Source organism: Pseudomonas sp. NY15356 (assembly GCF_048068175.1).
GTDB classification, from domain to species: domain Bacteria; phylum Pseudomonadota; class Gammaproteobacteria; order Pseudomonadales; family Pseudomonadaceae; genus Aquipseudomonas; species Aquipseudomonas putida_K.
The window spans coordinates 50,680-71,253 of sequence record NZ_JBLUPW010000026.1; the positions used below are offsets into that span (position 1 = coordinate 50,680).

Consider the following 20,574-nt stretch of genomic DNA (forward strand, 5'->3'; position numbering starts at 1 on the left):
GCTCGGGTATAATCCTCGGCTTGTTTTTTGCCCGCCAAGACCTTCAGTGGATAGGGTGTTATGTCCGGAAAAGCGCAACAGCAATCTCGTATCAAAGAGTTGATCACCCGCGGCCGTGAGCAGGGCTACCTGACTTACGCGGAGGTCAACGACCACCTGCCTGAGGATATTTCAGATCCGGAACAGGTGGAAGACATCATCCGCATGATCAACGACATGGGGATCAACGTATTCGAGAGTGCTCCGGATGCGGATGCCCTGCTGTTGGCGGAAGCCGACACCGACGAAGCCGCAGCCGAAGAAGCCGCCGCAGCGTTGGCGGCAGTTGAAACCGATATCGGCCGCACGACCGACCCGGTGCGCATGTACATGCGCGAAATGGGTACCGTCGAGCTGCTGACCCGCGAAGGCGAGATCGAAATCGCCAAGCGCATCGAGGAAGGCATTCGCGAAGTCATGGGCGCCATCGCCCACTTCCCGGGTACTGTCGACTATATCCTCAGCGAATACGACCGCGTCACCACCGAAGGTGGCCGTCTGTCCGATGTCCTCAGCGGTTACATCGACCCTGACGACAACATCGCCGCCCCGACCGAAGAAGTGCCGATCCCTGGCGCCAAGGCCGCGGCTGCCAAGGAAGAAGAAGACGAAGAGGAAGACAGCGAAGAAAGCGGTGACGACAGCGAGGACGAGGGCGAAAGCGGCCCGGACCCGGAAGTTGCCCGTCAGCGTTTCGGCGCCGTCGCCGACCAGCTCCAGGCCACCAGCAAGATCCTGAAAAAGCACGGCCGCAGCGGCAAGGAGAGCATCGAAGCCCTCCAGGCCCTGGCAGACCTGTTCATGCCGATCAAGCTGGTGCCCAAGCAGTTCGACGCGCTGGTCGAGCGCGTGCGCAGCGCCCTGGAGCGCCTGCGCGCCCAGGAACGCGCCATCATGCAGCTGTGCGTGCGTGATGCCCGCATGCCACGCGCCGACTTCCTGCGCCTGTTCCCAAGCAATGAAACCGACCAAACCTGGTCCGGCGACCTGGCCAAGCGCAACACCAAGTGGGCTGCCGCCCTGGGTGAGAAGGACGCCGCGATCGTCGCCTGCCAGCAGAAACTGATCGACCTCGAGACCGAGACCGGCCTGACCGTTGCCGAAATCAAGGAAATCAACCGTCGCATGTCGATCGGCGAGGCCAAGGCCCGCCGCGCCAAGAAGGAAATGGTCGAGGCCAACCTGCGTCTGGTGATTTCCATCGCCAAGAAGTACACCAACCGTGGCCTGCAGTTCCTGGACCTGATCCAGGAGGGCAACATCGGCTTGATGAAGGCGGTGGACAAGTTCGAATACCGTCGCGGCTACAAGTTCTCGACCTACGCCACCTGGTGGATCCGCCAGGCGATCACCCGCTCGATCGCCGACCAGGCGCGCACCATCCGTATTCCGGTGCACATGATCGAGACGATCAACAAGCTCAACCGCATTTCCCGCCAGATGCTGCAGGAAATGGGTCGCGAACCGACTCCGGAAGAGCTGGGCGAGCGCATGGAAATGCCTGAGGACAAGATCCGCAAGGTATTGAAGATCGCCAAGGAACCGATCTCCATGGAAACCCCGATCGGTGACGACGAAGATTCGCACCTGGGCGACTTCATCGAGGACTCGACCATGCAGTCCCCGATCGACGTGGCCACGGTCGAAAGCCTCAAGGAAGCCACCCGTGACGTGCTCTCGGGCCTGACCGCACGCGAAGCCAAGGTGCTGCGCATGCGTTTCGGCATCGACATGAACACCGATCACACCCTCGAAGAGGTCGGCAAGCAGTTCGACGTGACCCGCGAGCGGATCCGTCAGATCGAAGCCAAGGCGTTGCGCAAGCTGCGCCACCCGACGCGAAGCGAGCACCTGCGCTCCTTCCTCGACGAGTGATGACGAACCCCGGCCCAGGCCGGGGTTTTTCTTTTCAGCCAGCGCCCCCTCTGGGCTGCAGGCATGGCGTTGCATCGCGATGGTTGACCCGCGAACTGAATTACCCGGCACGCTTTGCCCGTCTACACTCGATTCATACCCCTTGAACGAGAGGCCGCTATGTCCTTTGTGCCGGCCCTTCTGTTGTCGATCCTGCTTCTCTGGACCACAACGGCCGGCGCCTTGACCCTGACGGATGAAGAGAAAGCCTGGCTCGGCGCCCACCCCCAGCTACGTCTGGGTATCGATGCCTCCTGGCCACCTTTCGAGTTCCGCGACCAGGAGGGCCGCTACCAGGGATTGGCCGCCGACTACGTTGCCCTGATCGAGGAACGCCTGGGCATCCAGCTCAAACCGGTCGAGCCCAGAGGCTGGACCGACGTCCTGCTGCAAGCCAAGGAAAACCGCCTGGACCTGCTCCCTGGCATCATGTCGACACCGGAACGCCAGAATTACCTGTCCTTCACCCGCCCCTACCTGGACTTCCCCATCGTCATCCTGGCCCATGACGGCGGGCCACAGCCCCGCACACTCAAGGAACTGTACGGGCTCAAGGTCGCCGTGGTGGAAAACTACGCGCCCCATGAGCTGCTGCGCACGCACCATCCGGACTTGAACCTCGTCGCACTGCCCAACGTCAGCTCCTCCCTCCAGGCCCTGGCCACCGATGAAGTGGACGCTGTGGTCGGTGACCTCGCCTCGAGTATCTGGGCCCTGCGACAACTCAAGCTCGAAGGCCTGTACGTCAGTGGCGAGACGCCTTACCGCTATCAGTTGGCCATGGCCACGCCCAGAGGCAACAAGGTCTTGATCGGTATTCTGGACAAGGTCATAGCAGACATGAGTCCTGGCGAAGTCAACCAGATCCAGCAACGCTGGGTTGGCAATGTCGTCGACCAACGCTCGTTCTGGAACGACCTGCTGCTCTATGGCCTGCCCGCAGTCCTGCTGCTGATGGCCATCCTCGCCGTGGTGATCCGCATCAACCGGCGCCTGAGCTCGGAAATCTCCCGGCGTATCGCGCTCGAGCAGGAACTGCGCAGCAGCGAGTACCACTACCGCAGCCTGGTCGAAAGCCTGTCGGCCATCGCGTGGGAAGCCGACGCCAACGATTTCACCTACAGCTACGTCTCCCCCCATGCCGAGGATCTGCTCGGCTACCCCCTGGGCGACTGGCTCAAGCCAGGGTTCTGGCGCAGCATCCTGCACCCCGAGGATGCGCTCTGGGCCCAAGCCTTCTGCGACAGCGAGACCGCCGCCGGACGCGACCACAGCCTCGACTATCGGGTGATCCGCGCCGATGGCCAGGCCCTCTGGGTGCGCAATATCGTCAGCATGATCGAACATGGGCACCGCCCGTTGCTGCGCGGCCTGATGATCGACATCAGCGAAACCAAGCGTACCGAGGATGCCCTGCGCCTGTCGGAGCAGAAGTTCGCCTCGGTGTTCCAACAATGCCCGGACATCCTGGTGATCGCCCGGCACAGCGATGGCTGCCTGCTGGAGGTCAACGAAGCCTTCGAAGAGCAGATCGGCCTGAGCCCGAGCCAGGTGATCGGTCGCACCGCCACTGAGCTGGACCTCTGGGCAGTCGCAGGTGCCGGGCCCGTCCTGTTGGAGCGCCTGCAGCGCGGTGCCATCCGTAATCTGGAGACCCGGTTCCGACGTAGCAACGGCCAAATATTCACCGGCTTGGTCTCCGCTGAAACGTTCGAACTCGATGGCACCCGGGCGCTGGTGGTGGCCGTGCGGGACATCAGCCAGCTGAAGGAAACCCAGCAACAACTGCAAACCTCGGAGGAGAAGTTCGCCAAGGCCTTCCACGCCTCCCCCGACGGCCTGCTGCTGTCACGTCAGAGTGACGGCCTGTTGCTGGAGGCGAACGAAGGCTTCTGCCGCCTGACCGGCTACGACATCAATCCTGCCAGCGACCAGACCTCCCTCGACCTGGGCATCTGGGTCGACCTCAACGAACGCAAGCGCCTGGTCGATCAGCTCCAGCGTGACGGCTTCGTACGTGACTTCAGTTGCCACATACGCCGCAGCGACGGGCAGATTCGCCTGTGCGAGCTGTCAGCCCGACCGCTGCCGATCGCCGGTACCGACTGCATGCTGACCATCGTGCGCGACATCACCGAGCGCAACCTGATGCAGGAAAAACTGCAGCTGGCGGCCACCGTATTCGAGAATACCGCAGAAGGCGTCTTGATCACCGACCCGGAGCAACGCATCAGCGCGGTGAACCGCGCCTTCAGCGAAATCACCGGCTACAGCGAAATAGAAGCCCTCGGGCAGACCCCGCGCCTGCTTGCCTCCGGCCAGCACGACAGCGCGTTCTATGCCGCCATGTGGCACCAGCTCACCGCCGAAGGCCACTGGCAGGGAGAAATCTACAACAAGCGCAAGAATGGCGAGCTCTACCCCGGCTGGCTGACCATCAGCGCCGTGCGCAACCGCGAGCATGAGATCACCCACTTCGTCGCTGTGTTCGCCGATATCTCCAGCCTCAAGCTTGCCCAGGCCAAGCTCGACTACCAGGCCCACCACGACCCGCTCACCGGTCTGCCCAACCGCGCCCTGTTCGAAAACCGCCTGCAGGCTGCCCTCAGCGGCGCCCAGGAGGCCAATCGCCAGGGCGCGGTCCTGTTCCTCGACCTGGACCGCTTCAAGCACATCAATGACAGCCTAGGCCACCCCGTGGGCGACCTGTTGCTAAAAAGTATCGCCCACCGCCTGAAGGAACAAGTACGCGACCTCGACACCGTAGCCCGCCTGGGCGGTGACGAATTCATCATCCTCCTGCCCGGCCTGCATCGCCCCAGCGATGCCAACGCCATCGCCAACAAATTGCTGGCCTGCTTCCATGCGCCCTTCCAGGCCGGCGAACATGAGTTCTTCACCAGCGCGAGCATCGGCATCAGCCTCTATCCCCAGGACGGCAGCGACGTCGCCAGCCTCATCCGCAATGCCGACGCCGCCATGTATCGCTCCAAGGCCAAGGGTCGCAACCGCGTCGAAGCCTACACCCGCGACCTCACCGCCCAGGCCAGCGAGCGCATTGCCCTGGAGCACGAACTGCGCCGCGCCATCGAGCGTCACGAAATGAGCCTGTGCTTCCAGCCTAAGTTCAGCCTCAAGAGCCAAAGCCTGGTCGGCGCCGAAGCCCTGGTTCGCTGGCGGCACCCGACCTTCGGCGAGGTACCGCCGGAACAGTTCATCCACCTGGCCGAGGAGAACGGCACCATTCTCCAACTGGGCGATTGGGTGATGGAACAGGCCTGCCGCCAGATGTTCGCCTGGAAGGCCCTCTACAAGCCGTTCGGCCCCCTGTCGATCAACCTCGCCGGCGCCCAGCTGCGCCAACCGAGCCTGGCCAGGCGCATCGAACGCCTGCTCAAGGTGTACCAGCTCAAGGCCGGCGACCTGCAGCTGGAAATCACCGAGAACTTCATCATGAGCCAGGCCGAAGAAGCCCTGGCCATCCTTCACCAGCTCAAGGACCTGGGCGTGCAACTGGCCATCGACGACTTCGGTACAGGCTATTCATCGCTGAGCTACCTCAAGCGCCTGCCACTGGACATCCTCAAAATCGACCAGTCCTTCATCCGCGGCCTGCCGGACGACCCCCACGACGCTGCCATTACCCGCGCAATCATCGCCCTGGGCCGCAGCATGCAGCTGACCATCATTGCCGAAGGTGTGGAGAACCAGGATCAGCAGCACTTCCTGGCCATCGAAGGCTGTGAGCAGATCCAGGGCTACATCGTCAGCCCGCCCCTGCCCCCGGAGGAGTTCGCAGCAACCTTTCTTCGTATAGCACTATCAGATCTTTCAGATGGCACCCACCTCAAACCCTCGTTATAATCCCCGCCACCTCTGGGGCCTATAGCTCAGTTGGTTAGAGCAGAGGACTCATAATCCTTTGGTCCACGGTTCGAGTCCGTGTGGGCCCACCAACCTTGAAGCCGCGTACTACGCGGCTTTCGGCTTTTTGGGTTTGTGGCAGCCGGATCAGTCCTATGGTCCAAAGGTACAAATTAGGTACAGTGCGGCTTCGCTTGCACGCCTTTGGAGTCCTTCAGATGGCCACAATCGTCAAAACCCCTGCCGGCACCTGGAAGGCCATCATCCGCAAAACCGGATGGCCGACCAACGCCAAAACTTTCCGCACCAAGCGCGACGCCGAAGATTGGTCACGACGCACCGAAGATGAAATGGTGCGGGGTGTGTATATCCAGCGCAGCGGGTCCGAGCGCCTGACGCTTGAAAAAGCCTTGCAGCGATATCTAAGGGAAATCACGCCGACGAAGAAACCAACGACTCAGCGGGCGGAGACCACCAAGGCGAAGCAGTTAATCAATGGGCTGGGTAAATACTCGCTCGCTGCACTTTCTGCCGAAGTGATAGCCGATTACCGGGATAAACGTCTTTCCACCTTTACCACACGCGGTCAGCCAACCAGCAACAATACAGTGCGCTTGGAGCTAGCGCTGCTGAGCCACCTGTTCACAGTGGCCATTCAAGAATGGGGATTAGGCCTGACGTTCAATCCTGTGCTGAACATCAGGAAGCCAAGCCCAGGAGAAGGACGTGACCGCCGCCTTACCGCTGATGAAGAGCGAAAACTCATTGCTGCGGTTAAAAAGCACAGCAATCCCATGCTGAATTGGATCGTGCGCATCGCACTAGAAACTGGCATGCGCTCTTCCGAAATCACAACCCTGCGCCGCGGTCAGGTAGATCTAGCGCGCCGTATCGTCCGCCTGCTTGATACCAAAAACACGCAGCATCGAACCGTCCCACTGACAACCGATGCCACCGCCGCTTTCCGCGAGGCACTGGCCAACCCGATTCGTCCACTCGACTCTGATTTGGTTTTCTTCGGTGAGCCTGGCAAAGACGGTAAACGTCGCCCCTACAACTTCAACAAGGTCTGGTTAGACATCAAGAAAAATCTCGGGCTGGCCGATTTCAGGTTCCATGACTTGCGTCATGAAGCCGTCAGCCGTTTAGTAGAAGGTGGCCTCAGCGACCAAAAGGTCGCCGCCATCAGCGGCCACAGATCAATGCAAATGCTCCGACGCTATACCCATCTACGAGCTGAAGACCTAGTCAATGAACTGGATGTTCTGACGCGTCGTCGAACTGGAAAGAAGAAGGAATCGACCCCAGCGCCTTCGACACTGCCTGACGACTAATGCCCATCCTCCGAGCAATCTCGCTCTGGTTCAAACCGGACGCCCGAAGAATCAGCATCTGTTTCTTGGCGTCCGTCAGACGAGCATCAATCATTAGGCGCGCTTGCTCCCGCAGTGCACCTTCATCTGCGGCGGTAAGACCGTTGCTATGCGTGATATGGAAAGCAAAAAGTTCAGCAGCAGGGTTGTCGTGCTTCGGTGACGGAGTGCGCTGAGCACTTTGTTCTGTGAGCCGGGCCAGTTCGAGATTAAAGAGATTCTTTGAGCGCTTTGCCCGTTGATACTGCGGATTCCAAGTCCCATCAGCATGCCGAGGTCGATGGGAAGCGCAATACCGATTACTGAGGTGCAGGGCGTAGTCTGTATCGGCGCTTTCAGGCCAGTCACCTGTATTGATCAGATGAGCGAGTTCAGACGGCTGCCCGCACACCTCACAAAATTCTCTGTTGCGCTGCGCATTTTGAGTTACTCCCTCAACGGCACATCGTGAGCGAGCAGGACGCTTGCGGCCGCACGCTCCGATTACCTCCACCAATGTTTCAAGCGTCCCGATCACCTCTCTCGATTGCTCTCGAGTATGACGCGTCGCGCTCATGTACTGACGGATCAGAACTCGCTGAGCCTGCATAGCTCCCTTGTAGTGAATTGAATGTATCAGATCACTCAGGGCGGTAGTTCCCGGTGCACCCAACATGTATCGCTGAAACACCGCATCGACACACAGCAGCGCGATAGCCGGGTCGATCAGTTGCTCAATCAGCCTGCGTATCGGAAAACGTCTCGCGCTGCTTGAGTACGGCCGCCAGTTTGCGACGAGCTCTCGCACCGCCGCTTCCATGATCGGTGAACAGTTTGGCCAGACTGGGATTTCTGTTTCGCTTGCGCTCATGTCAACCATAATGACCAATTAAAAGAATGTTATCAACCAGTGCCCTCCCTACGATACGGATAAATCCGATCACAAATGGAGATGAGCGATGGGTATCGAAGAAAACCTTTTGGAGCGATTTGGACCACTATTGAGCTTGCCTCAGTTGGCGACGATCTTGGATCGCTCACCAGATGGCCTAAGAATCAGCCTGAGAACGCAAAACCCTTGGACCCTCCCTATCAACAGAGCCCGTCTGAAGATAGGCCGCAGAGTCTACTTCCGGACCTCTCAAATTGCTGAGGTCCTTAGCGCAGACTCATTCGAAGATGAGGGGCGTATTTGATGACCATCGATCTAACCGCAGCTTTTGAAAGTGACCCGCCGGTGCTTGATTTCATATGGCCCGGCTTCCTCGCTGGCACAGTAGGAGCTTTGGTTGCCCCAGGAGCCACCGGGAAGAGCTATTGGGCACTCGAAGCGGCCATGTCGATCGCATGCAGCGTTGCCGGTGGTGATCTAGTAGGGCTTGGTCCTACATGCGCTGGCCGCGTGGTGTATTTCGCTGGAGAAGACCCAGAAGTCGCACTGGTCCGCCGAATCCATGCGATCGGCCAGCACCTGAATCAGCGGGCACGTGAAGCCATCGCGGAGAACCTGATCGTCCAGCCCATCATGGGCATACGGATGAACGTGATGGATGGCCAGCATCTTGCCCGCGTTATCGAATTCTGCGCCGGTGCACGCTTGATCGTGCTGGATACTCTAAGCCGGATTCACGATAGGGACGAAAACAGCAACGGCGATATGGCACGACTTGTCGCCACGCTGGAGTGCGTCGCGACGAGCACTGGGGCATCCGTCCTGTACTTGCATCACGTCAGCAAAGGGAGTGCCCGTGAGGGGCAGACTGACCAGCAGCAGGCGGCGCGGGGCGCCTCCGCCCTGATCGACAACGCCCGTTGGTGCGGCTTCGTCGCAAAAATGACAGAGGAACAGGCCAAGACCCTCAGCGACCGCGCCTATGATCGACAGCCGATCGGCAATGACCGAAGGAGCTTGTTTGTCCGCTTCGGTGTTAGCAAACAGAACTACGACGCCACCCCAGTCGATCAATGGTACAAGCGCCATGACGGCGGCGTCCTTGTACCAGTGGAACTGCTGGAGACGAAGAGGGGAGGAACTCTGCACATCGTCAATGGAGGCGACGATGAGCGGTGGTAATGCAGTGACCCCCACCAGTACAAGCGCGCAGGCGCGCGTGATGCTCTATCAACCTAGCCAGCGCCCTCGATTACGGGAGAGTGACTGGGCCGATACGTCATTCGGTCGCTGCCGTGTGACAGGCAGACTAGGCCAGAGACACGCCGATATAGTCGAAGCGATATTGTATTGCGCTGAACGGCGGCGCGATGCTTCTGATGGCGGGGTGGAGCTTCTAGTAGACCCCGCTCGGGTGAGAAAAACACTGTCCGACAGCCGCTACAGCTTTACACAGATCGAAAAGCTGTTGGCCGAACTGCGAGCTGCGACGATCACAATCGAAACGCCACAATTCGATTTTCCAATAATCGGCGGATTGATCGATCACGTTATCCCTTCGCCGATGACGCGGCTTGATCCGCTTACAAGGGGAGAGCGAAATCTGTGGCGGGTGCGGCTTGGCGTAGCATTGGTAATGCTACTTGAGCATGATTTGAGTTTGTACTACGACCCGGCCCCCATTGCCCGTCTCCAGCATGGCATTAGCCAAGCGGTTGCGCGGCACGTTTTGAGCCACAAGTTTGAGCCGTCAGGTGGCTGGTATCTTGACACCGTCATCGTGGCTGTGGCCGGTGCGATGCAGAGTAAGGCGATGCGCGATGCGCGGTACAGGTTGAGGGAAGACGCCGCCGAGTTGAAAGCGTTAGGCCTGATTCTGGACGGCGTGAGGGTTAAGAAAAAAGGTACTGGTGAAGCTTGAAGCGTCGCATACCCGCCCGATAGCGTTGCACATCCGCCCGATAGCGTTGCACACCCGCCCGAAACGTCGCACACCCGCTCGGACTTGGCAGGATATTCAGGATATTCAGTTCTGCGCGGCGCAGCCCGCGCTTAGGCGCGGTCCGGCCTTGCCAGTAGGCCTACGGCCCTTGGGCACCAAAAGAAGAAGCTGTCCCGTCGTACACCCACCGCTTCGAGCCTGGCATGTAGCCCCCTCTGCAAAATCTAAATAGACATTAAAACGACGAGAGGTGGCCGTAGGCCGTTCCATTGCGCTCATCAAGGGGTCTGGTGATGTCAGGGTCGAGTGTCGCTCAAGACGCAGCTCAGAGCCTGTAAGGTGGGCGTATCAGACTGTTCAAAGTCCGTGCGTATTACTAATGACAAAGCCCTGAGCTTTGGATGGCCTTTATCCGTGTAGATGGTGGAGGTGGTCCTGCGATCCTCCTAAAGCTCGCTACGAGACAGGAGAGGCTGGATTGGAATGAACCCCACACATAGGCGGGGTTGTCTAGGAGGCTGGTCGGCAATTAGCGATTGTTGGGCTTCTCTCGTTTCTGTGCTTCCTGCACGGCCTGAATGGCAATCAACACTTGATGGTTCAGAGCGACGCTACTCTTACTTCCCAGGAGAGGTAGACGATTCAGGATCTGCGTGCCCGCAAACATGCGATAAGAGGCAGACAAGGCAAGCGGTCTGATTCGAAGCTGTATGGCCGTGAATTGGCGATTCAGCTTATCCAGCTGCGGCCCATAACCTTTGCTACGCAGATATCGGCCGAGCGCCCACAGACCGACGGCCGAGGTCGAAGTGAGAACTACGAATCCAGCGAATATCAGAATTTCATTCATGGTTATTTCTCCGGTTGGTCGTTGCTCGTGGCCATGCTCGGAACGTCGAGGCGCCCCAGATTCGAGCTGGTGTCCTCATCTGGTCGGATGACGTTGGATTCCCCGCCTATCGTTTCCCCAGGCGGTTCTGCGCTTGTGGTCGATCTGGCTTCGCCGAGAGCTGATGTTGGAACACCAGCACCAAGAGACACTGAGTGCGCATTCTCCATGCCGGGCACTGACAGCGAGGCGATCACGCCGAGTGCTTTTGCCCCACCATTGGCCGCTTGGGACAGTGCGTTGCCGGAACTAACAGTCCCACCCTTTGGTGCCGCTTTTTGATCATTGTCATCGCCACTCTGCGCGGCCTTCCTCGCCTGCTTAGCGGCCTGTTGGACGCCGTTGCTGGGCGTAGCCGATGGGGTAGCTGCACCACCGCCAGTCCTCGCACCTGCGGAGCTTGCCCCCTTGGTCGCTGCGCCGCCGCCAGTGTTGGCCCCCACGCCGGAGGACGTTGCACCACCTACAGACGAAGCGGCACCACCGGCAAAGCTGGAGTTGATAGCCCCTGCCAGACCGCCACTGCTGATGCCACCGGCACCCGCTGCACCGGCAGCACCACTGCTGCCAGCAGCACCGAGAGCACCGGCAGCGGCAGGAGCGGCCGCCCCGGCGGTGGCGATGGTCGCGATTGCCGCCGCTGCACCGGCAGCACCAGCCGCCGCCATACCACCGATGGCTGAGCCACCCCCCATCGAGGTGCCACTTATCATGCCGCCGATCAGGTCAGGAATGGTCTTTGTCAGATAGCAGCACACCAAGGCCAGACCAACCATCGTCATCAACGATGCTTCGTCATTGGTGTAGGCGGTCAACCACTGCTTGGCCGACTGAACGATTAGGCCGACAATCAGCGTTAAGACGAACAGCTTGGCTCCGATTGCGACGGTGAAACGCATTGGAGCGATTGCAAAATCACGCGTCCATTGTGAGCCGCCAAAGCCAAAGAACAGCACCGAAGCATTGATGATTACGTAAGACTCTACGAGCGTTACGAACATGAATGCAGCGATGAAGGCGAAACACGCCAATACAAGGATTGCGCAAACTGCGATCAGGATTCCTTTGGCCGGCGAAAACACAGATATGCCCTTCACCATGGTGCGGCCAAAATCCAGCGCAACCGCCAGCATATCGCCGGGTTCTAACGGGCGCTCGAGGCCGCTCGCAGATGCCGCCGCATCGCGGAAGCTATCGACAATGGCAGATGACCATTCCACCGAGTACTTCATAACGGCAAGGAAGAAACCGACCACCAGGACGAACCGCAGTAGCTCGCTGACAATCTCGCCGAGGTCGGCTTGCTTCATGACTAGAGGCATGAACGTCCAGATGAACTGAATCGAGGCCAACAGCCAGAATAATCTGATCGCGTAGTCATACAGTTTTCCTGACCACTGGTGCGACTGCTGCAAAACGAGGTCGAGTAGGCCTTGGACCGAAGTGTCGGCATGGGAAAGGTCGGTCGCGGCCATTGCATCTCCGCTCACGAATACACCCGCCAAGACGAGGAAGAACAGTAGGCGACGATCCATAACTAGTACCCCTTAACTCCGCCGCGAGTGTTCGGTCGCGCTTCAAACGAGGCATCAGCGTCGCGGTGTTGCTGTTTCTGCTCCGCCACCGATGTGCACTCGCTGTTGCGTTGAACCGCCGCAGTGATCATAGAACCGGTTAGTGCAGAGCCGGAGCAGATCAACGCGATGAGCCATTTCGAAACAGTCATTCTCAGTACCCCTTCACGCCGCCGCGTGTATTTTTGCGCGCTTCAAACTGCTGTTCGGTAGCTTCGCTGGCTGCTGTACGGTCCCCCTGCTGAGCCAGATAGTTGCCCTGCATGTTGATTTGCGTAGCCACCAAATCGCGCAGCTTTTGCAACTGCTGTACGTTCTGTGAGGCTATTTCGTTGCCCGCCTGAAGTGCTTGCATCCGGCCCACAGCTGACTGTGAACGGATCATCATGCGGTCAAGCTGCTCGCCCTCAGACTCAAAGGTGCTGGTATTGAGGTTCGCCGCTTCTAGCGCAGCTTTCACGTTATCGCGGCCTTGCTCAGACCAAGTCTGATAGCGATCTTGTGCCAGTGACTCAGCCGAGTTGGCAACTTGATTCAGGTACGAATTGAAGCCGGGGAAAGCCGTGTTGAACTGCGAATCCATATTCTGGATTTGGCGGCCCAACGCCTGCGAGCGATCGTAGATTTTCATTACGTTTTTAAGATCGGCCGCGATGCTGCCGAACACCGAATCGGGCAAGCCCCTACCTTGAGTTACCATAATTTGATACTGCTGAATCTGCGTTTGTAACTGCTCGGCCGTATTCAGCGCCGTGTTGACCTGCTCCGCATATTCAAACATTTGCTGATAAAATGTAGAACAATTTGCGCAGTAGATAGCGAAAGCATTCTGCTGCGTAAAGATAAAAACAGAAACCGCAGCTATTAATCTAAATACTTTCTTCATTCTTGTCTCCAATGTGAGCCCGTCATGACAAATGACCTTGATTTCTTGCAGTAGCGAGATACGTATCGTGTGAACTGAACATATCCAAAACTAAATCTATCAACATATTGGGCGTAAAGATTTTTAAGCGTGTAACCAAGCAGTATTTTCGCCTCCAACTCTTCCTTGATCGAGAAGAATTCGGCGCGCCCACCTCTTCTCTTGATACGCTTTAGACTATCACTTCGCATCGGCTCCCCCTGCTAATGCAATTGGTTTTAGCACGAATGAAAATCTAAGAAAACACTGAATAGCTGAGCAGCGAAAGCTAATGAAATCGGACGCAACCATATGCAACTCAAGGCAACTCAAGGCAACTCAAGGCAACTCAAGGCAACTCAAGGCAACTTTAAGCAATTTAGTGAAATTTAATTCAGATGGTAGATTTTGGGGTTTAAATTTCCTTTAATCGCTTACAACAAGCCGGCAAGATGTGTGTTGTAGGCCTACGCTGCTTCGCAGCTACGACCTCCAACACCGCCCCTTACTCACCTGCGGTTCGACGGATCTTGCTCTGCGAGGCTTACCGTCGCTGCCGCGACTATTGAAAGCTGGAGAAGACAATATGTTAAAAGATCAAAAGCCTACCCCTCGACGGGAGTTGCCGCCCATCAAGGTGTGGGTGTCGGAAGACGAGCGCTCAGAGATCGAGGATAAGGCCCGTCAGGCCAACCTATCGCTGTCCGGGTACCTTACGGCTGTTGGCCGCAACACTCCCATACGATCCGTCGTTGACCTGCGCGCGGTTGCCGATCTGTGCAAAGTAAATGGCGATCTGGGAAGGGTCGCGGGACTATTAAAACTCTGGCTCGCAGAAAAGCGCGGCGAAGGAGCAAGACCGATGGACGTGGAAGCAACGATGAATGACTTCCGAAAGCTGCAGGCTGAGATTCTTGCCATCATGTCACGAATAGTTAGGAAAGCCTAAGCAAGGACCCTGAGGTAACGCAGGCGACAGCCCGAACTAGTTGATGCGGGATATGCACGCGGCCGGTTGGAACCCAACTCTAAAATTGCGACCGAAGCTTAATATCCTGTACTAGAAATAAAAAATGGACTATAGAGAACTGCAATTGAAAGACCTTGCACACCAACGATACTTTATTGAACTACTACAAAAGAATCGACCCTACGCAATGAAATTGTTAGAGGAAATATCTAACGATATTATTTGTGACGAAAAAGAACTAATGCTCGAATATATACGCAACGCCTTTCCAGAGGACAATGGTATCCAGGAACCAAACGACGATAACGGTCCGATGTAGGGCTTTATTACCATCGCCTGATTTTGACATTTACGTCAAAAAAAAGTATCCTGTCCATCATCAAATTGGTGAGGAAACGCCCTTGCGGACGGTCCAAGAGCTAGGCCGAGCGGTCGCTGAACGTAGACACCGGCTAGGGCTAAAACAAGGTCTTGTGGCAATTGAGGCCGGAATATCTCAGGAGTGCCTTTCCCGCTTCGAGCGCGGACGATCGGAGGAGCTTGGGTCCAGAAAGCTGCTTGCCATTCTTAAAATTCTTGGGCTGGAGCTATCTCTGCAGGCCATTTCTTCTGACACGCTCGGCAATACAACAAAGGTTTCTGTTGATGAATGACCTGTTCACTATTCCTGGGAGCGGTTGCGAACCAGCAACGGGTGACCTATTTGCTCCAGTTTCTGCGGGGGTAGGTAAGCAAATCAATGGCTCAGACCATGACTTTTTGCGAAAGCAACACGTGCCGCCCTTTTGTAGCAAAGGCCCTGGGCTTTCTCTTGTAGACCTTTTTTGTGGTGCAGGAGGGATTTCCCTTGGGATCGCTGAGGCAGCTTATGATCTCGGTTTAAGCTTGCATATCCCATTAGCTGTCGACTTTGAACCAACGGCTGTAAAAGTATACAAAGAGAATTTTAAGTTCGCCAACGCGATTCAAGCGAACGTTAGCGACCTGTTTAGTAGCTCTGATCAATTTGATGACCTTACGGATACAGAGCAACAGTTGAGAGCTCAGGTGGGGAAAGTCGATATTCTAGTCGGCGGACCACCATGCCAAGGACACTCAGATTTAAATAATTATTCGAGACGGAATGACCCCAAAAACAGCCTGTATTTCATAATGGCTCGTGCGGCTTACGTGCTCCAACCTTCTCATATTATAATCGAAAATGTCTTGGGGGCGCGCCATGATAAAAATGGCGTTGTTCACAAGACGATTTCCGCTCTTCAGGAGCTTGGCTATCGAGTCGAAATGGCCCCTGTAGACCTAACGGTTATTGGGGTTCCTCAAACTCGCCGCAGACTAATAATAGTTGCTTCTAAATCAGCCACTGAAGGCATTACAAAGGCGGTCGAGCGATTCACTACACCCGTGCGCAACTTGGAATGGGCCATTAAAGACCTCGAAGATAGTCATTCGCCGAATTTGGAAGAAACTCCTTCTAAGCCATCGAAGGACAACATGGCTAGAATTAACTATCTTTTTGACAACGATATAGATGACCTACCAAATCATATGAGACCGCCCTGCCATGCCCATGGCAATCACTCCTACAAAAGCATTTATGGTCGGTTAAAATGGAGTGAGCCATCGCAAACTATCACAAGTGGCTTTTATAGCATGTGCATGGGCCGCTACGTGCATCCGAGTCGCAGGCGTACACTGACTGCCAGAGAAGCAGCTCGACTGCAGTTCTTCCCAGATTATTTTAAATTTAACGCTGCAGGGTCTAGAACTGCAATCGCGAAAATAATCGGTAACGCGGTGCCACCCAAGCTGTCTTATATATTTGCTTATAGTCTGATATGTGACAATCGCATATGAATCTCGAAAAGTTACAAGACTTGAAACCTAAGGTTTGCGGATTATTTTCAGGCATTGGGGGGTTGGAGCTTGGCTTCCATCTAAATGGTTTTCAATCTCAGATGCTATGTGAGATCGACCCGGTAGCTGCGCATGTTTTGAAAGTCCGGTTCCCCAACGTAGAACTTATCGACGACGTTCGAGATGTGTCATCGCTGCGCGGCGCAGATGTATTATGTGCTGGCTTTCCATGCCAAAACCTTAGTTCCTCAGGAAACAAGGTAGGAATCAACGGCAGTCAGTCCTCATTGGTAGATGAAGTTTTCAGAGTACTCAAAACCAATCATCCTAAATGGGTGATTATTGAAAATGTCCGGTTCATGCTTCACCTAAACAAAGGTGAGGCCATGAGACGGATAGTTGAGAGCTTCGAGCAACTTGGTTACAACTGGGCTTATCGAGTTATTGACTCCCAGTCTTTTGGCGTACCTCAACGCCGCCATCGGGTTTATTTTGTTGCATCCCGTGAAGAAGACCCTAGAAACGTCATTCTCTCTGATGACAGCGGTAAGCCGGAATCGCTTAAAGAACTTTCAATCGAAGAACCGATTGGCTTTTACTGGACAGAAGGTGCGTTTGCTGCCGGGCTAAATAAAAATGCCATTCCCCCGCTTAAGGCTGGCTCCACCATCGGTATACCCTCCCCGCCTGCAATCTGTTTCCCAGATGGATTAGTTGGAACGCCAGATATTAGAGATGCTGAACGAGTACAAGGCTTCTACGAGGATTGGACTAAGCCAGCTGAGGAAATCGCTAAACCATCAATTAGATGGCGTTTGCTTGGAAACTCTGTAACCGTTAACGTTTCGGAATGGATTGCAAAGAAAACCTTGAGGCCGGTGGAATACGACGCTTCAAAAGATCGGCCTTTAGGACAAAAATGGCCTATGGCTGCATGGTCCATCAATAAGCAAAGGTATGAGTCCAGTAGCTCAGACTGGCCTTTTGATTCTAAAATCGCTCGAATATCAGAATTTCTGCTACACCCCGTTAAGCCTCTCTCAATACGTGCAACGACGGGATTTCTTTCTAGAGCATATAAAGGCAATCTTAAGTACCCGGCAGGCTTTCTGGAAATACTAAGCAATCATTCAGGATTTAGGTAAAATGGATTTGAGCTCGATTTCGCTAAATGATTTTTTTGAGGCCATTCAATACCTTCGAGAGGCTGACTCTCAAAACAACAACAAAGGTAGACTGATTAAAGAGTGGTATGCACAAAATTTTGGCGCTACCGCGCGCGCGAGTATAGTTAACGAACTGCGCCAAGCTGGCAACAGAGTAAAAGAGCAACTAAGCCCTCAAGATGCACAACATGTCCTCTATGTTGTGACCGACCCTAATGCATTAGACAAGCTGATCAACGACTGTCAGAAGTTTTTGTATAATGGTTTAGAGACCGTACTCTTTATGGAGGCAGCAAAAGGCGCTTCAGGTAGCGCCACCCCAGTCTTCCTGCTCTCTAACGCAGCCTCTAATAGTTCGGTGGAAGGGTTTTATTTAGCAAACTTCAAAGACTTGAAGGTGCACAAATTCAGCCCTGACCGTAAAGTCATTTCCACAGGCGCTAGCCAAGCAAACTTGCCTCCGGTCAAACTTCAATCCCTTATAGCAGAAGACAATGAAATTTACTTAAAGGTCTTACAGCTTCTGGATGACGGCTATGGAGGCGTTATCTTCACGGGAGACCCAGGAACAAGTAAAAGCTGGTTTGCTAGACAGATAGCTCTCAGATTGGCTGACGGCGATCAGGAGCTTGTAAAATTTATTCAGTTTCATCCGGGCTACCAGTATGAGGATTTTGTAGAGTCCTACATCCCTAACGAAAGCGGTGGATTTGATCTGGTTGATAAGATTTTTCTACGCGCATGTGAGGCAGCACGAAACAATCCTGATTCAACATCAGTGCTTGTCATCGACGAGCTCAGCCGAACTGATGTCGTCCGGGTATTTGGTGAAGCTCTAACCTACCTAGAACAGTCCAATCGAAAACTGAATTTCACTTTATCTTCTGGTAGATCCTATTCTGTCCCTGACAACTTGGTGGTCCTGTGTACGATGAATCCATGGGATAGAGGAGTCGAAGAACTGGATATGGCCCTGGAACGCCGATTTGCAAAAATTCATTTTGAACCGAAAATTGAGTTACTGAGAGACGCCCTTTCTGGGAGTAGCTTGAGCGATGAGCGAAAAGGAAAACTCGAACAATTTTTCTTCATGACCTCCCGACACTCAAACCGGTTATGCAGTCTCGGCCACGCCTATTTTTTGAAAGTTAAAGATGATGATAGTCTCAAGCGCCTATGGGATCACCAGCTGTCGTTTCATTTTGAAAGAGTACTGAAGAATGATCCCGAGCAGCTGGCTCTAATCCAGTCCGCATGGAATCGTATTTTTCATGAAGAGTGAGAATACAAAGACTCTAACCATTGCGGAATTCAAGGACATGGACGTTCCTGAATCCTTACTACTTCCGAGTGGAGAACTCCTTGCCTACCCCGAGATTCTAGAAAGAAACTTCTTTTCTATTCGATACAAGAAAGGAAAGCCAATATTCCAGGCCGGAGGTTGGGTCGGCGTCATTCCAGTAAATGACAAGTTAAGTCTTAATATAATCCCCAAGGTGCCTATTAGCAACTTGGAGCGGCTCGTTTTCCTATCCAATCACAAACCCGAAATCCTTAAGAACTTCAAGCGCCGCTATTCCCCCCACGATTATTCGTCAAAAAACCTGAATGAATTCTTGATCGATTGCTTACTAAAGCACATTGAAGAGATTATAAATACCGGACTGTACAAAAAGTATGCAAGAGTAGAAGAGCAAACCTTATTTCCCTCCGGAAAGATAAATTTCAACAAAACGATTAGAGCTCGGGCCAAACTTAATGGTATGCATGTCGTAGCTTCCCACTACGAGAGGATGATTGACAACCCCCCCAATCGTTTCCTAAAAAAGGTTTGTTTGGGTCTCTCAAAAAATCCGGAAATGGTAAAGGACAAGCATCGCCGAGTTGCAATACAGTACGCCCTTAACTCTTTTGCAGAGGTCTCAGATCACTACGAGCTGCACAATGCGCAGCACGATCCGAGCCTTAATATTGAGTGCCTCAAAGAGAACTATCGCGACGCGGTAGGCTTGGCAATGATCTTCATTTCCGGCAAAGGATTAAGCTTCGGACTTAGTGGTTCTACAAGCGCCAACTCTCTGATTTTGAATCTTGCAGAAGCCTTTGAGTGGTATGCTCTTGAGGTCTTGCGATCCGCTTACCGATACCGGAATGACATTCAAGTCTTGGACGGAAATAAAGGCGGCGCATATGGAGGGAAAAAAGCGTTGCTAGTTCCACCTCCGCAAGTAAAAAACCCTATCATGGCCACCCCAGATATTGTTCTAAAATCTGTTCAGACCAGTGGTGACTCTACCATTGTTATCGACGTAAAGTATAAATCCATAGAAAAGCTTCCCGACCGAGATGACCTTAATCAAATTATTTCTTATGCCGCCTCTTACAGCGCCAGTCATGGAATATTGATATTTCCTGCAAATGATAAAAATCCATCCGGCATAAATCTAATAGGCGAATTACCCGGCGTCAGATTTTACGCCCTGTTTATTGACCTGAATAACTCGCGCATCGAGGAAGAAGAGGCCTTGATGGCATCTAGATTGTCAGATCTTTTTTAAGGGCCTCGAGGGTTATTTATGGAGTCGAACGAAGAAATATCATATCGGATGCGTGCTGTACCCCGAGCAAGGAAAAATCTCAGCATACTGAGAGAGCTACTGATGACTGGCGATCTATAGCCCCCTAGACTGGGCGAATTAGGTTTTGTACGAAAAGTCGTTGTGGCTAAAATTGCCGCCATGACCGGTTGGAGGCCCGTATGGCAAGGCGTTACGAACTTTCTGATGCGTCATGGGAGCTGATCAAGGATTTGGTTTCTCCAGAACAGAAAATGGGCCGTCCTCGCAACGATGATCGTCAGGTTCTCCACGGAATTCTGTGGATCCTGTGCTCGGGCGCTCCCTGGCGCGACCTGCCTGAACGCTTTGGGCCTTGGTCAACGGTGTATCAGCGTTTTCGTGACTGGCGCGACGACGGCACATTCGAGCGAGTACTGGAGCGTCTGCATATTCGGCTGAACCGGGAAGGACTGATCGACTTGGACACCTGGATGATCGACTCCACCGCAGTACGAGCAACCCGAGCCTCTTCAGGCGCCGGGAAAAATCTATGGTCACCCCATTTTTTGCAATACTGATCATCGGATGAAATGGATGGCTTGCCTAAATCTATCCGGCGTCTGTTTGGGATTGCATCCCGCGCCACGATGAGT

The 20,574-nt window shown here is 54.6% G+C and carries 16 protein-coding genes, 1 tRNA gene and 1 pseudogene; 13 read left to right on the top strand and 5 right to left on the bottom strand.

The genetic code is table 11. The features are described from left to right. Nucleotides 1-60 precede the first annotated feature (60 nt). From rpoD to ACNFCI_RS18940, 4 genes are all read left to right on the top strand, one after another. Nucleotides 61-1,914 carry an RNA polymerase sigma factor RpoD gene (rpoD, locus tag ACNFCI_RS18925; protein ID WP_084856205.1) on the top strand — a complete coding sequence of 618 codons (1,854 nt, stop codon included), beginning with the start codon at nt 61-63 and terminating at the stop codon, nt 1,912-1,914. A 159-nt stretch (nt 1,915-2,073) separates the two neighbouring features. Beyond that, nucleotides 2,074-5,817, top strand: coding sequence for a bifunctional diguanylate cyclase/phosphodiesterase (locus ACNFCI_RS18930; protein WP_416768106.1), 3,744 nt, complete (start codon nt 2,074-2,076; stop codon nt 5,815-5,817). Between the two features lie 15 nt (nt 5,818-5,832). Then, nucleotides 5,833-5,909 (top strand) — tRNA-Ile (locus tag ACNFCI_RS18935). A gap of 126 nt (nt 5,910-6,035) precedes the next feature. After that, nucleotides 6,036-7,151: a site-specific integrase gene (locus tag ACNFCI_RS18940; RefSeq protein ID WP_253093110.1), complete on the top strand. Its 1,116-nt coding sequence runs from the start codon at nt 6,036-6,038 to the stop codon at nt 7,149-7,151. On the opposite strand, the gene ACNFCI_RS18945 is transcribed toward ACNFCI_RS18940, so the two are convergent. Further along, nucleotides 7,066-8,040: a LuxR family transcriptional regulator gene (locus ACNFCI_RS18945; RefSeq protein WP_253093111.1), complete on the bottom strand. Its 975-nt coding sequence runs from the start codon at nt 8,038-8,040 to the stop codon at nt 7,066-7,068. The genes ACNFCI_RS18940 and ACNFCI_RS18945 overlap by 86 nt on opposite strands. Before the next feature lie 324 nt (nt 8,041-8,364). Here ACNFCI_RS18945 and ACNFCI_RS18950 point away from each other — a divergent pair, with 324 nt between their 5' ends. Together ACNFCI_RS18950 and ACNFCI_RS18955 are read left to right on the top strand one after the other, a co-directional pair. Next, entirely contained in the window at nt 8,365-9,243 is an 879-nt protein-coding gene (locus tag ACNFCI_RS18950) for a helicase RepA family protein (protein ID WP_253093112.1), read from the top strand. Further along, complete coding sequence (locus ACNFCI_RS18955; protein WP_253093113.1) at nt 9,230-9,982, top strand: ABC transporter ATPase; 753 nt, start codon at nt 9,230-9,232, stop codon at nt 9,980-9,982. The genes ACNFCI_RS18950 and ACNFCI_RS18955 overlap by 14 nt, the downstream gene beginning before the upstream one ends. Nucleotides 9,983-10,532: 550 nt before the next feature. Here ACNFCI_RS18955 and ACNFCI_RS18960 read toward each other — a convergent pair. The 4 genes from ACNFCI_RS18960 to ACNFCI_RS18975 all read right to left on the bottom strand — a co-directional run bounded on the left by ACNFCI_RS18960 (nt 10,533) and on the right by ACNFCI_RS18975 (nt 13,582). Next, entirely contained in the window at nt 10,533-10,853 is a 321-nt protein-coding gene (locus ACNFCI_RS18960) for a hypothetical protein (RefSeq protein ID WP_253093114.1), read from the bottom strand. Between the two features lie 2 nt (nt 10,854-10,855). Beyond that, the gene (gene trbL / locus ACNFCI_RS18965; protein WP_253093115.1) at nt 10,856-12,427 is read right to left on the bottom strand and encodes a P-type conjugative transfer protein TrbL; all 1,572 of its coding nucleotides are present in this window, start codon (nt 12,425-12,427) and stop codon (nt 10,856-10,858) included. A 193-nt stretch (nt 12,428-12,620) separates the two neighbouring features. Next, nucleotides 12,621-13,352 carry a P-type conjugative transfer protein TrbJ gene (trbJ, locus tag ACNFCI_RS18970; RefSeq protein WP_253093116.1) on the bottom strand — a complete coding sequence of 244 codons (732 nt, stop codon included), beginning with the start codon at nt 13,350-13,352 and terminating at the stop codon, nt 12,621-12,623. Next, nucleotides 13,349-13,582: a TraK family protein gene (locus tag ACNFCI_RS18975; protein WP_366518784.1), complete on the bottom strand. Its 234-nt coding sequence runs from the start codon at nt 13,580-13,582 to the stop codon at nt 13,349-13,351. Before ACNFCI_RS18975 ends, trbJ begins: the two co-directional genes overlap by 4 nt. Nucleotides 13,583-13,956: 374 nt before the next feature. Between ACNFCI_RS18975 and ACNFCI_RS18980 the strand changes: the two genes are divergently transcribed. The 7 genes and pseudogenes from ACNFCI_RS18980 to ACNFCI_RS19010 form a co-directional block, all read left to right on the top strand. Continuing rightward, a complete protein-coding gene (locus ACNFCI_RS18980) occupies nt 13,957-14,319 on the top strand; it encodes a plasmid mobilization protein (RefSeq protein WP_253093117.1) in 363 nt (120 codons plus the stop codon). 299 nt (nt 14,320-14,618) lie between these two features. Further along, the gene (locus tag ACNFCI_RS18985) at nt 14,619-14,993 is read left to right on the top strand and encodes a helix-turn-helix domain-containing protein (protein WP_416768107.1); all 375 of its coding nucleotides are present in this window, start codon (nt 14,619-14,621) and stop codon (nt 14,991-14,993) included. Continuing rightward, nucleotides 14,986-16,197, top strand: a complete 1,212-nt coding sequence (locus ACNFCI_RS18990) for a DNA cytosine methyltransferase (protein ID WP_253093118.1) — start codon at nt 14,986-14,988, stop codon at nt 16,195-16,197. The genes ACNFCI_RS18985 and ACNFCI_RS18990 overlap by 8 nt, the downstream gene beginning before the upstream one ends. Continuing rightward, nucleotides 16,194-17,342 carry a DNA cytosine methyltransferase gene (locus ACNFCI_RS18995; protein ID WP_253093119.1) on the top strand — a complete coding sequence of 383 codons (1,149 nt, stop codon included), beginning with the start codon at nt 16,194-16,196 and terminating at the stop codon, nt 17,340-17,342. The genes ACNFCI_RS18990 and ACNFCI_RS18995 overlap by 4 nt, the downstream gene beginning before the upstream one ends. A 1-nt stretch (nt 17,343) precedes the next feature. After that, entirely contained in the window at nt 17,344-18,645 is a 1,302-nt protein-coding gene (locus ACNFCI_RS19000) for an McrB family protein (protein ID WP_416768108.1), read from the top strand. Then, the gene (locus tag ACNFCI_RS19005; RefSeq protein WP_416768109.1) at nt 18,635-19,921 is read left to right on the top strand and encodes an McrC family protein; all 1,287 of its coding nucleotides are present in this window, start codon (nt 18,635-18,637) and stop codon (nt 19,919-19,921) included. The genes ACNFCI_RS19000 and ACNFCI_RS19005 overlap by 11 nt, the downstream gene beginning before the upstream one ends. A 200-nt stretch (nt 19,922-20,121) precedes the next feature. After that, nucleotides 20,122-20,466 (top strand): annotated as a pseudogene (locus ACNFCI_RS19010) (IS5 family transposase); the annotation flags it as partial. Nucleotides 20,467-20,574: the final 108 nt, after the last annotated feature.